The organism is Lentzea miocenica, from assembly GCF_033949945.1.
GTDB lineage: Bacteria > Actinomycetota > Actinomycetes > Mycobacteriales > Pseudonocardiaceae > Lentzea > Lentzea miocenica.
The window spans coordinates 123,273-134,541 of record NZ_JAXAVW010000023.1; the positions used below are offsets into that span (position 1 = coordinate 123,273).

Here is an 11,269-nt window from a genome sequence, read left to right on the forward strand (position 1 = left end):
TTGCGTATCTCTACTCATGCTGAGTAACGACCCTTACTGATCACGCTCACCCGTTCGTGTACGGCGTACGCTGACCCGCGTGCGAGTCAGGAATGGCGTGCTCAAGATGCTCGGCCTGTGCCTGCTGGCCGGGGTTCTCCTCGCCGGCATGCTGTTCCCCGTCGTGGGCGCGACGGGCCTCGTGTCCAACCGCGCCAGCGACACCGTGGACAGCATCTCGGCCGACCTCGTGACCACGGATCCCCCGTTGATCACCACGGTCACCGACAAGGACGGGCAGCCGATCGCCTACCTGTTCGACCAGTACAGAGTCCTGACACCGCCGGAGAAGATCTCGCCGACGATGAAGGCGGCGCTGATCTCGGTGGAGGACCGCCGGTTCTACGAGCACCAGGGCGTGGACTGGAAGGGGACCATCCGCGCCGGGCTGACGAACCAGGTCAGCGGCTCGGTGTCGCAGGGCGCGTCCACGCTGACGCAGCAGTACGTCAAGAACTACCTGGTCCACGTCGTGGCGCGGAACAACAAGCTGGAGCAGGCCAAGGCCCAGGAGCAGACCATCGCGCGCAAGATGCGCGAGGCCCGGATCTCGTTGCAGCTGGAGCGAAAGCTCGGCAAGGAGGAGATCCTCGCCCGGTACCTCAACGTCGTTCCTTTCGGTTCGACGATTTACGGCATCGCGGCGGCGGCGCAGGCTTACTTCAACACGACTCCGGACAAGTTGACGGTTCCTCAGGCGGCGATGCTCGCGGGAATGGTGAACAGTCCGTCAGCACTCGACCCCGAAGCGTATCCGGACAAAGCTTTGGACCGGCGCAACAAAGTGATCGACAGGATGGTCGAGAACGACAAGCTGTCGCGCGACGCGGGTGAGGCCGCGAAGAAGGAAGGCCTCGGACTCGCGAACCCGGTTCGCACACCACCGAACGGTTGTGTCGGTGCCGGTCCGGAAAACGGTTTCTTCTGCTCGTACGTCGTGAACTACTTGCAGCGCGCGGGATTCAGCGAGGAACAGCTGCGCACCGGCGGTTACACCATTCAGACCACTTTGGACAGAGCGGTCACCTCGACGGCGAAGGCGGCCGCGGAGGCGGGCGTCGGCAAGGGCACCCCCGGCATCGCGAACACGATGGCCGTCGTGAAGCCCGGCAAGGAACGCCACGACGTGCTCGCACTGGTCGCGAACCGCGACTACGGCCTGAAGGCGGACCAGAACCAGACGACGTTCGACCTGCCCAGCGGCGTGGAGAACAAGTTCGGCGCCGGCTCGATCTACAAGGTCTTCACGGCCGCGGCGGCGCTGGAGAAGGGTCTCGGCATCGAGAACGTCATCCAGACGCCGACCTCGTACACCTCGAAGGTCTTCAAGGGTGGCGCCCAGCGCTGCCCGTCGACCGGCGAGCCCGGCACCCGCTGGTACTGCCTGAGCAACTTCGACTCGAGCTACCCGTCGTCGATGACGCTCCAGCAGGCCCTGCAGACCTCGCCGAACACCGGCTTCGTGATCCTCGAAGAGCAGACCGGCATGGACGCCGTCGTCGACATGGCGTCCCGGCTGGGCATGCGCGAGACGATGGCGACGAACCTGCAGGGCACCCGGCCGGACCCGAAGGCCAAGGACAAGCAGAACCGCATCTCGCAGACCGAGTTCTACAAGCAGGGTGGCGGCAACGCGTCGTTCACGCTGTCGCCGGCGCCGGTGTCCACTTTGGAGCTGGCGAACGTCGTCGCGACCATCGTGAGCGGCGGCAAGTGGTGCCCGCCGACCCCGATCGCCAAGGTGCTGGACCGCAACGGCAAGGCCGTGCAGGTCAACGAGGCGCCGTGCGAGCAGGTGGTGGCCGAGGGCCTCGCGAACGGCCTGGCCGCCGGCATGAGCAAGGACGACCAGGGCAACGGCACCGCCGCGGCGGCGGCCCGTGCGGCCAAGTGGACCCGCCCGATGATCGGCAAGACGGGCACCACCGAGGAGTACAAGTCGGCGGCGTTCATCGGTGCGACCCCGGACTTCGCGGGTGCCGTGCAGACGTTCAACGACGGCATCACCCCGCGCCCGATCTGCGTGGGCGGCGCGCCCCGGTTGTGCCCCGGCGGCAACATCTTCGGCGGCACGATCCCGGCCAGGACGTGGTTCGAGACGATGTCGAAGATGCACGCCTCGCTGCCGGTGTCGCCGCTGGCGCCGGTCGAGCCGCGGTACCTCAAGGGCGGCCGGGAGATCCAGATCCCCGACGTCGTGGGCAAGCAGGCCAACGACGCCGTGCGGACCCTGGAGCAGGCCGGCTACAAGGCGAGCCAGCAGACGGTCAACTCCGAGCAGCCCAAGGGCACGGTCGTGAGCCAGACGCCGCGCGGCAACGCGTTGCGCGGCACGGTGATCACGCTGTCGATCAGCTCGGGCTACGTGCCGCCGCCGGTGGCCACGGAGCCGACGAACCAGCCGAACCCTCCGACCAACCCCGGCAACCCGAACGAACCGCCACCGATCACGCTGCCGACCCAACCCACCCGCAGGTAGTCGCTACCGGCGTTCGGCGAGCATCTGCTTGAGCCGCTGGACGCTGGTGTCGATGTGGGCGCTGATCTCGGCGGCCGCCCGGTCGCGGTCGCCCGCGCGGATGGCGTCGACGATGACCTGGTGCTCCGCGACGACCTCGTCCGGCGTCTCCTCCTTCGAGAGGACCGTGAGGTAGAAGCGCAGCTCCTGGGTCATCGAGGCGTAGAACTCGTCGAGCCGTGAGCTGTCGAGCACGGCCACGATCGCCTGGTGGAAGGCCAGGTCCCGGTCGACGATCTTGTTCAGTTCTCCGGTTTGCGCGGCTTCCACGAGGTCGTCGAACGCGTCTGTGATCGCTTTGAGCTGCTCCGGGCGCGGGAGGCGGGCGGCTGCGGCCGTTTCGAGGCGTTCGCGGGCGGTGTAGAGGGCCTCGACGTTCTCCGGCGTCGGGGCGATGACGACGGCGCCGCGGTTGACCTCGTAGCGGACCAGGCCGGTCAGCTCGAGGATCCTGACGGCCTCGCGGATGGTGTTGCGGGCGACGCCCAGCTCGGCCGCGATCGCGCTCTCCCTGAGCCTGTCACCAGGGCCGAAAGCGCCGGCCATGATCCGTTCGGACAGGCCGTCGGCCAGCTGCTGGGCCGTGGTGGTGCGGCGCACTTCGAGGCCGTCGAGGGCTGACATGTGGTCAGTCTAACCAGTTGCACTACAGTTGAACTGTACTACAGTTTGGTTCATGGACCTGACGGAGTTCAAGGCACTCAGCTTCGACTGCTACGGCACGCTCATCGACTGGGAGACCGGCATCGCCGCGGTGCTGTCGCCGTGGGCGCGCGAACAGGGGCTCGATCTTCCGGTCGAGGAACTGCTCCTCGCGTACGGGTCGCACGAGGCCGCGGTGGCGGCGGAGACGCCGTTCCGGCTGTATCCGGAGGTGCTGGCCGCGGCGTTCCGTCGCACCGGCGCGGCGCTGGGGCACGAGGTGAGCGACGAGTGGGCCGAGCGGCTGGGCGGCTCGGTGCCGGACTGGCCGGCGTTCCCCGATTCGGCCGATGCGTTGGCGCGCTTGGCTTCCCGCTACCAGTTGATCATTCTGTCCAACGTGCACCGCGCCGGGTTCGCGGGCAGCAACCGGCATCTGCGCGGTGACTTCGCGGCGATCATCACGGCCGAGGACGTCGGCGCGTACAAGCCGGCCGAGAACCACTTCCGGGCGTTGGACGCCACGCTCGACTCGTTGGGCGTGCAGCGGTCCCGCCTGCTGCACGTGGCGCAGAGCCTGTTCCACGACCACGTCCCGGCCAAGCGGGAGGGGCTGCCGTCGGTGTGGATCAACCGGCGGCGCGACAGGCCGGGCTGGGGCGCGACGCCAGAGCCGTCCGGCGAGTACAGCTACGACCTGGAGTTCGGGTCGATGGGCGAGTTCGCGGACGCGGTCGACAAGGCGTTCTAGCCGCTGAACCCGCGACCTCGTCGGGAGGTCGCGGGTTCACTCGTCAAGAGGTCAGCTTGGCCTTCACCGCGGCGGCGACACGGCCACCCTCGGCGCGTCCGGCGACCTCGGCGTTGACGACCTTCATGACCTGGCCCATCTGCTTCGGCCCCGGCGTCTCACCGAGCTGCGCGGTGACGGCGGCGACCGCGGAGTCCACAATGGACGCCAGCTCGGCATCGTCGAGTTGCGCGGGGAGGTAGACCTCCAGCACGGCGAGCTCGGCACGTTCCAGGTCGGCCTTCTCGACCCGGCCGGCACCGTCGAAGGCCTCAGCGGCCTCCTTGCGCTTCTTCGCCTCGCGCGCGAGGACCTTGACGACCTCGTCGTCGCTGAGCTCACGAGCCTGCTTGCCCGAGACCTCTTCGTTCGTGACCGCCGTGAGCGCCATCCGCAGCGCACCGGCCGTGACCGTCTCCCTGGCCTTCATGGCCACAGTCAGGTCGTTCTGCAACCGCGTCTTCAACTCCGCCATGGCGCAGAACGGTACCGCCCGCCGGATGCCGCGCCGATCGAGTTAACCGCCTTCCGTACCCTTGACACGTGAACAAGCTCGGCCGCGCACTCCTCGCCACGACCGCACTCGGCGCCGCAACCGTCGCTTACGCGGCGGGAATCGAGAGAAGGCACTGGACCCTGCGCACCGCCACGGTGCCCGTGCTGTCCCCCGGAGCCAAGCCGATCCGTGTGCTGCACATCTCAGACCTGCACATGACGCCCAACCAGGTGTCGAAGCAGCGCTGGGTGGCCGCACTGGCCGACCTGAACCCCGACCTGGTCGTGAACACGGGCGACAACCTCGCACACAAGGACGCCGTCCCCGGCGTGCTGCGCGCGCTCGGCCCGCTGCTCGACAAGCCGGGCCTGTTCGTCTTCGGCAGCAACGACTACTACGCGCCCCGCCTGAAGAACCCGGTGCGCTACCTGCTGCCGTCGTCCAAGACCAAGCGCATCCACGGCGTGACCCTCCCGTGGCGCGACCTCCGCGCCGGCATGATCGAGCGCGGCTGGGAGGACATGACCCACGTCCGCCGCACCATCACGGTGAACGGCCAAAACATCTTCGTGGCAGGCGTCGACGACCCACACCTGAAGCGCGACCGCTACGTGGACATCGCCGGCACCCCGGACCCGAACGCGGCCCTGAGGCTGGGCATCACCCACTCCCCAGAACCCCGCGTGCTGGACCCCTTCGCCGCCGACGGCTACGACTTCGTGATGGCCGGCCACACCCACGGCGGCCAACTGCGCGTGCCTTTCTACGGCGCGTTGGTGACCAACTGCGAACTGGACCGCGGCCGCGCCCGCGGTGTGTCGCGGTGGGGTTCGCACATGTGGATGAACGTGTCCGCCGGCATGGGCACTTCGCCGTACGCGCCGGTGCGGTTCTGCTGCCCTCCGGAGGCTTCGCTGCTGACCCTCGTTCCGCGGCCGGTTACGCCTGGTCAGGGCGAAACCAGGGGGTCCGATTCGGAGCTGGCGCGGACATGATGTAGAGTTCAACTCGTTCCCAGCCGGGGTGTGGCGCAGCTTGGTAGCGCGCTTCGTTCGGGACGAAGAGGTCGCAGGTTCAAATCCTGTCACCCCGATTGAATAACACAGGTCAGCCCCTGTCCAATTTGGACGGGGGCTGATTTGTTTTTGTGTCTTGGGAGAATTCCGGGGAGAACGGATCTGCCGCACGAATGCACGCCGTTGTTGTAACGGGTGCCGAGTGCGCTCCGACCTCGTAGCGTGACCGCAACTGTCCGTGCCGGTTTCTGGCGTTTGGTGTTCGCGCTCGTCGCCGTGGCCATCCTGACCGGGTACGTGCTGGCGATCTGGCACGCACCCACGTTCGGATTCCTGGTGGACCAGGAGGTTCTGGGCAAGACGGCCCCGGAGCAGCGGTTACCTGCCGAACACAACGCTCGCCTGATCGTGATCTCCGCGGGCGGCGCACTGGTCGTCGGCATCGGTCTGCTCTACACCGCGCGGAACTACCGGCTGGCCCACCGCGGGCAGGTGACCGAGCGGTTCACCAAGGCGCTGGAACGGCTTGGCTCCGATGAGCTGTACATCCGCATCGGCGGGATCAACGCGCTGGAGCACGTCATGCGCGACTCCCCCGATCACCACGGCGATGTGGTCGAGGTTCTGGTCGCCTTCATTCGCGATCGGGTGCCTCGCCGGGTCGTTGAATCGACGAGTGAGGCGCGGTGGATGCACCCGCCGATCGGCACAGAGGTGGCGGAGCTGCCGGACGAGCCCACGCCCGATGTGCAGGCTGCTCTCACGGCGCTCTGCAAGCGTCCGCATCGGGCCAAGCAGGAGCGGAATCCGATCAACTTCCGGCAGCTGCACCTGAAGGGCGCGCGGCTTGAGGATGCGCGACTTGAAAGCGCGGACCTGTCGGGGGCTCAGCTCCAGCGGGCTCGGCTGAACGGTGCGCAGTTGCGGCGTGCGAACCTGACGGGGGCGCAGCTGCAGCAGGCGCATCTGACCAAGGCGCGGCTCCAGAACGCGAACTTGACGGGTACGCAGCTTCAACGCGCCCACCTGGCAGACGCGCGGCTCCAAAACGCACATCTGAATCGCGCTCAGCTCCAGGACGCGCACATGAGGCGGGCCCAGCTCCAACACGCTCACCTGCAGGACGCTCAGCTCCAGGACGCGTACCTCGTGGACGCGCAGCTCCAGGACGCGGATCTGCACAAGGCGCAGTTGCAGCGCGCGGATATGCGTGATGCGCAGCTTCAGCGGGCGGACTTCTGGGAGGCGCAGATCCAGGGCGCGAACATGTGGGGAGCGAACCGCAAGGACGCGTGTCCGCCGAACGCGGTCAGCGGCGGCTGGTCCACTGACGCGCGGCCCGCTTGAGCCACGACGAGAACCCGCCTGGATTTCCCAATGGGGCGGAATCCGGCTCGATTCTCGCTTTGTCGACATACGACCCTCGTCTCGACCACCGGAGGTCCCGGTGGTCGCAGAGTCGAAGGTCCTTCTCGTTTCGAACAAAGACACGAATCGTCCACTTGAACCACTCGATCGTGTGACGCGACTCGACACGAGCGGCCGCAGACGTCACCGTGCTTGTATGACGCAGGGCCACCGTTCCGTACCAAACTATACGGAACGCGCACGTTGCGTTAACCCTTACGAGTGAAGGTTGAAGCTTCAACTCACGGTGCGTAACGACCACCTTGATCCGGACGACGAAGGCTGTGGTTCGGCACTCGTTGAAAGTCGGGAGATGTTCTGTGATGGATTCCACCGCCGCCAGGCCCGCCCACAGGTCGTGGATCGTCATAGCCGCAAAGTCCATTGTGGTCTTGCAAGCGCTGGCGATCGTCTACATGCTCACGTCGGCTTGGGTCACGGCCGCTGTCGCGATCGGCTTCATCGTGGTTTTCGCCTCGGTCAAGGCGTTGTCGCGGGCTTCGCGGCAGGTCGACCAGATCTTCGAGGACGAGCTGCGCCGGCAATAGGATCGGACGCATGCTGACGCGTGTGTCCGAAGCGCTCGTGAAGCCCGGCCGGGAGCAGGAGTTCGTCGAACGGGTGTGGGAGCTCGTCAGGACGTTCCCGGAGAAGTACGAAGGCCTTGAAGGTCACGAGGTGCTCGTCGACGCCGACGATCCGCGGCGGGTCCAGTACGTGAGCCGGTGGCGGGACGAGCAGGCGCTCGAGAACTACGCCGGCGGAAACTGGCGCACCGACCCGGTGACGTTCCCGGACGAGGACGAGTACCTGCAGCGGCCGCTGGCCCTGCGGCACTTCCACCACTTCAGTTGATGAGGCCCCGCGCGGGCAGGCCCTCGGGGAACCGTTCCAGTGCATCGCCGGCGACGGCGGCCAGTGACTCCAGCGTGGAAGTCTCCTCCGGGGTCGCGGTGTGCGGGATCGCCCAGTAACAGCCGATGGCGCCGATCGGGTCAGGGCGCAGGATCGGAACCATCAGCAGGCTGCGCACGAATGTCGGCCGATACGCTTCTTGAGGAATCCTCGAATCGAAGCGGATGTCCCTGATCGCCACTGTTTGGCGGTGAATCATCGCCCAGCCGCTGATGCAGTTGGCCGTGGGAAAACGCTGGCCCTTCCACAGCGGGCTCATCGAGTCCTCGTCGGCGTAGTAGCAGAGATCGCCGTCTAGCAGCACCAACGTCGCCCCGTGGGCGGCCAGCGAGGAGCGCGCCGTGGTGCGGACGACCCGTTGCACTTCCTCCAACGTGGCTGCACCGGCGAGGCGATCCATCGTTTCTGACATGTGTCAACGTTAACTCTCGCCGGGTCCGGCACCTAGTTATTCCTCTGCCCGGAGAAAGTCAGCTGCGATCAATTGATCGTCGCGCCGTAGGTCTGCTTCAGCGTGAACACATAGGACGACGGGCCGTGCGTGCGCAGGTGCACCAACCGTTCCTCGGCTTCCGCGACCGAAGGCCGGTGGCCGGCAGGCACCCACCACAGCGCGGTCATCGCCTCGACCGGGTGGTGGAACCACTGGCGCCGGCCGCGCAGCACGGCCCGGTGGGCGTCGCCGTAGACGTAGGCCAGCAACGATTCCGGCGACTCCCACACGGACATGTTCACGATCAGCCAGTCGTCGTCGAAGACGCGGATCGCGGTCGCGTCGCCCGCCTCGCCCTGCAGCCGCCAGCGGAAGCCGGGTGCGGCGTCCGCGACCGCGTTGACCGGGTCGAGGGCGTCGACGAAGTCCTTGAGCAGCGGGCTGTCCAACGGTTCCAGCAGCCGCGAGATGTTGACCTGGGCCAGTTCGAAGGAGGTCATCGGCGCGGCCCGTGGCCCTGGCTCAGGGACAGCTGCCGCCTGGCCGCGATCCACTGTTTCACCTGCGGCCGGGTCGTGAGGAAGAGGTTGACGGTGCACAGCACCAGGATCGCGGCGACTCCCAGCATCGGGACGATCTTGTGGTCTCCGTTGCCCACTGACCGGAACAACGCGCCGGCGAACGTGACGAGGGTGATGACGGTCGCGATCCGTGACGAGATCGCCTGCGGGAAGTGGGGGTGGTGAAGGGCCAACGCCGCCGGCACGTTGAGCAGGCCGAGGCAGACCACGCCGAGCCCGGCCCAGATGCTCCAGAACATGATGTCGCGCATCGAGTAGCCCACAAACGTGACAACGGCGAGACCACAGATCGCGACGACGAACACCCAGTGCAGCAGGGCCGCCATCATCAGCTGGGACGGCATTGGAGGCAGCCGCTGATACATCGGGGCTGCGGGCGCGGGCTGCCGTGGCGCGTAGCCGAGCGGTGGTGATGGCGGCCGCGCTGGTGGCGGCGCACCCCACTGTGGTGGTTGTGTCATCTGGCATCCCCCTAGAACGACGTCTGACTCTAGTGTTGGGACGTGACCACGCACCCTTCTCCTGACGTTCCGGAACAGCTTTTTGACGATCCGGCTGCCGAGACCCGGTGGCGCGAGCGGTTCACCGCTCCCCGGATGAGCCTGCCCGGCTGGGCCGACGACGCACCGGACCGCACGCTGTACGTCTCCAACGCGAGCGGCGTGTGGGAGATCTACGCCTGGGACCGGGCGAAGGACGAGCACCGCAAGGTCACCGACCGGCCGAACGGCACGTCGCACGCCACGTTGAACCCGGACGGCACCGAGATCTGGTGGTTCGACGACCACGACGGCGACGAGTTCGGCGTCTGGGTGCGCGAGCCGTTCGAGGCTGACGGCAGCAAGGCCGAGCCGGCGATCAGCAGCGTGACGCCCGGTTACCCGGCAGGCCTGGAGATCGGCCGCACCGTGACGGCCGTGGCCGCGTCGACCGACGACGGCACCACCGTGTGGCTGTCCCGCAACGGCACGGCCGAGGTGATCTACCAGCACGTCAACGACGCCGGCGTCACCGCGATGGCCAAGGACGAGTCGCTGGTCGTGATCGCGCACTCCGAGCACGGCGACAACCGGCACATGGCCCTGCGCGCGCTCGACGCCGAGACGGGCGAGACCAGGGCCGAGAAGTGGGACGGCAAGGGCAAGGGGCTCGACGCCATCTCGTTCAGCCCGGTGAGCGGCGACCAGCGGCTGCTGGTGCTGCACGAGCGCCGTGGCCGCGAGGAGCTGCTGATCTGGGACGTCGCCGCCGACACCGAACGGGAGATCGTCCTCGACCTGCCGGGCGAAGTCGCCGCCGACTGGTACCCGGACGCCTCCGCGTTGCTGGTCGTGCACACCCACCACGCGCGCAACACCGTGCACCGCTACGACCTCACGACCGGCGAACTGTCCACTCTGGACACCGCACCCGGCGTGATCGGTTCGGCGGGCGTGCGGCCGGACGGCACCGTCGAGTACTCGTGGTCGTCCGCCGAGAGGTCCACGGTGATCCGCGCGCTGGCCACCGACGGCACCGAGCGCGTGCTGGTCGAGCCGCAGGGCGCCAAGCCCGCGACCTCGGCGAAGCTCGAAGACGTGTTCGTCGGCGATGTCCACGCGATGGTCTCCAAGCCCGAGGGCGAGGGTCCGTTCCCGACCGTCTTCCTGATCCACGGCGGACCGCACTCGTCCGACGAGGACCGCTTCTCCGCCTACCGCGCGGTGTGGCTGGACGCCGGCTTCGCGACGGTGCACGTGAACTACCGCGGCTCCAGCGGCTACGGCTCGAAGTGGCGTGACGCCATCGAGGGCAGGCCCGGCCTCACCGAACTCGAGGACATCGCCGCCGTGCACGACTGGGCGATCGAGTCCGGCCTCACCGACCCGAACAAGTCGGTCCTCAGCGGCGCGTCGTGGGGCGGCTACCTGACCCTGCTCGGCATCGGCGTCCAGCCGGAACGCTGGACCGTCGGCATCGCGGGCGTCCCGGTGGCGGACTACTTCGCCGCGTACGAGGACGAGATGGAGCCGCTGCGGGCGTTCGACCGGGCACTGTTCGGCGGCTCGCCGGAAGAGCTGCCGGAGCTCTACCAGGAGTGCTCGCCGCTCACGTACGTCGACCAGGTCACCGCGCCGGTGCTGATCCTCGCCGGCGAGAACGACCCGCGCTGCCCGATCCGGCAGATCGACAACTACCTCGACGCGCTCGCGGGCCGCGGTCACGCCTACGAGATGTACCGCTACGACGCGGGCCACGGCTCGTTGGTCGTCGCCGAGACGATGCGGCAGACGGCGGCCGAGGTGGACTTCGCTCGGCGGCATCTGGCCGCGAAATAGTTCATGATCGCGAGTTGTCCACAGGCTGCCAATTCGCTGACCTGCGGTTATCCGAACCCGGGTAGCCTGTGGACAGAGCGGGAACCAAATCCGGGGATCGCGCGTTGCGTCATG

The 11,269-nt window shown here is 67.5% G+C and carries 12 protein-coding genes and 1 tRNA gene; 8 read left to right on the forward strand and 5 right to left on the reverse strand.

What is annotated here, in order from left to right; translation table 11 throughout:
- The first annotated feature begins 79 nt into the window (after positions 1-79).
- Positions 80-2,518 carry a transglycosylase domain-containing protein gene (locus tag SK803_RS27270; protein ID WP_319968957.1) on the forward strand — a complete coding sequence of 813 codons (2,439 nt, stop codon included), beginning with the start codon at positions 80-82 and terminating at the stop codon, positions 2,516-2,518.
- A gap of 3 nt (positions 2,519-2,521) precedes the next feature.
- Here the strand turns inward: SK803_RS27270 and SK803_RS27275 are convergent, their stop codons facing one another.
- On the reverse strand, positions 2,522-3,181 hold the full coding sequence (locus SK803_RS27275) for a GntR family transcriptional regulator (protein ID WP_319968958.1): 660 nt from the start codon (positions 3,179-3,181) through the stop codon (positions 2,522-2,524).
- Between the two features lie 52 nt (positions 3,182-3,233).
- Between SK803_RS27275 and SK803_RS27280 the strand changes: the two genes are divergently transcribed.
- Positions 3,234-3,950 carry a haloacid dehalogenase type II gene (locus SK803_RS27280; RefSeq protein ID WP_319968959.1) on the forward strand — a complete coding sequence of 239 codons (717 nt, stop codon included), beginning with the start codon at positions 3,234-3,236 and terminating at the stop codon, positions 3,948-3,950.
- Between the two features lie 43 nt (positions 3,951-3,993).
- Here SK803_RS27280 and SK803_RS27285 read toward each other — a convergent pair whose 3' ends face one another.
- On the reverse strand, positions 3,994-4,464 hold the full coding sequence (locus tag SK803_RS27285) for a GatB/YqeY domain-containing protein (protein WP_319968960.1): 471 nt from the start codon (positions 4,462-4,464) through the stop codon (positions 3,994-3,996).
- Positions 4,465-4,532: 68 nt separating this feature from the next.
- Here SK803_RS27285 and SK803_RS27290 point away from each other — a divergent pair, with 68 nt between their 5' ends.
- The 5 genes from SK803_RS27290 (at position 4,533) to SK803_RS27310 (ending at position 7,763) form a co-directional block, all read left to right on the forward strand.
- Positions 4,533-5,480, forward strand: coding sequence for a metallophosphoesterase (locus SK803_RS27290; protein ID WP_319968961.1), 948 nt, complete (start codon positions 4,533-4,535; stop codon positions 5,478-5,480).
- A 24-nt stretch (positions 5,481-5,504) separates the two neighbouring features.
- A tRNA-Pro gene (locus SK803_RS27295) sits at positions 5,505-5,578 on the forward strand.
- A gap of 145 nt (positions 5,579-5,723) precedes the next feature.
- On the forward strand, positions 5,724-6,848 hold the full coding sequence (locus SK803_RS27300; protein WP_319968962.1) for a pentapeptide repeat-containing protein: 1,125 nt from the start codon (positions 5,724-5,726) through the stop codon (positions 6,846-6,848).
- A gap of 383 nt (positions 6,849-7,231) precedes the next feature.
- A complete protein-coding gene (locus SK803_RS27305; RefSeq protein WP_319968963.1) occupies positions 7,232-7,456 on the forward strand; it encodes a hypothetical protein in 225 nt (74 codons plus the stop codon).
- Positions 7,457-7,466: 10 nt separating this feature from the next.
- The gene (locus SK803_RS27310) at positions 7,467-7,763 is read left to right on the forward strand and encodes an antibiotic biosynthesis monooxygenase family protein (RefSeq protein WP_319968964.1); all 297 of its coding nucleotides are present in this window, start codon (positions 7,467-7,469) and stop codon (positions 7,761-7,763) included.
- Here SK803_RS27310 and SK803_RS27315 read toward each other — a convergent pair.
- The 3 genes from SK803_RS27315 to SK803_RS27325 all read right to left on the reverse strand — a co-directional run bounded on the left by SK803_RS27315 (position 7,756) and on the right by SK803_RS27325 (position 9,181).
- Entirely contained in the window at positions 7,756-8,223 is a 468-nt protein-coding gene (locus SK803_RS27315; RefSeq protein ID WP_319968965.1) for a GAF domain-containing protein, read from the reverse strand. The genes SK803_RS27310 and SK803_RS27315 overlap by 8 nt on opposite strands.
- A gap of 80 nt (positions 8,224-8,303) precedes the next feature.
- The gene (locus SK803_RS27320) at positions 8,304-8,756 is read right to left on the reverse strand and encodes a DUF3291 domain-containing protein (RefSeq protein WP_319968966.1); all 453 of its coding nucleotides are present in this window, start codon (positions 8,754-8,756) and stop codon (positions 8,304-8,306) included.
- Entirely contained in the window at positions 8,753-9,181 is a 429-nt protein-coding gene (locus SK803_RS27325; protein WP_319968967.1) for a hypothetical protein, read from the reverse strand. Before SK803_RS27325 ends, SK803_RS27320 begins: the two co-directional genes overlap by 4 nt.
- Positions 9,182-9,340: 159 nt before the next feature.
- Between SK803_RS27325 and SK803_RS27330 the strand changes: the two genes are divergently transcribed.
- Complete coding sequence (locus SK803_RS27330; protein ID WP_319968968.1) at positions 9,341-11,155, forward strand: prolyl oligopeptidase family serine peptidase; 1,815 nt, start codon at positions 9,341-9,343, stop codon at positions 11,153-11,155.
- The last annotated feature ends 114 nt before the right edge of the window (positions 11,156-11,269 follow it).

Excerpts from the sequence above, each read along its gene's own strand:
- SK803_RS27325 (WP_319968967.1), bottom strand. The coding sequence starts at position 9,181 with ATGCCGTCCCAGCTGATGATGGCGGCCCTGCTGCACTGGGTGTTCGTC.
- SK803_RS27320 (WP_319968966.1), bottom strand. The coding sequence starts at position 8,756 with ATGACCTCCTTCGAACTGGCCCAGGTCAACATCTCGCGGCTGCTGGAA.
- SK803_RS27310 (WP_319968964.1), top strand. The coding sequence starts at position 7,467 with ATGCTGACGCGTGTGTCCGAAGCGCTCGTGAAGCCCGGCCGGGAGCAG.
- SK803_RS27280 (WP_319968959.1), top strand. The coding sequence starts at position 3,234 with ATGGACCTGACGGAGTTCAAGGCACTCAGCTTCGACTGCTACGGCACG.
- SK803_RS27305 (WP_319968963.1), top strand. The coding sequence starts at position 7,232 with ATGGATTCCACCGCCGCCAGGCCCGCCCACAGGTCGTGGATCGTCATA.
- SK803_RS27285 (WP_319968960.1), bottom strand. The coding sequence starts at position 4,464 with ATGGCGGAGTTGAAGACGCGGTTGCAGAACGACCTGACTGTGGCCATG.
- SK803_RS27315 (WP_319968965.1), bottom strand. The coding sequence starts at position 8,223 with ATGGATCGCCTCGCCGGTGCAGCCACGTTGGAGGAAGTGCAACGGGTC.
- SK803_RS27275 (WP_319968958.1), bottom strand. The coding sequence starts at position 3,181 with ATGTCAGCCCTCGACGGCCTCGAAGTGCGCCGCACCACCACGGCCCAG.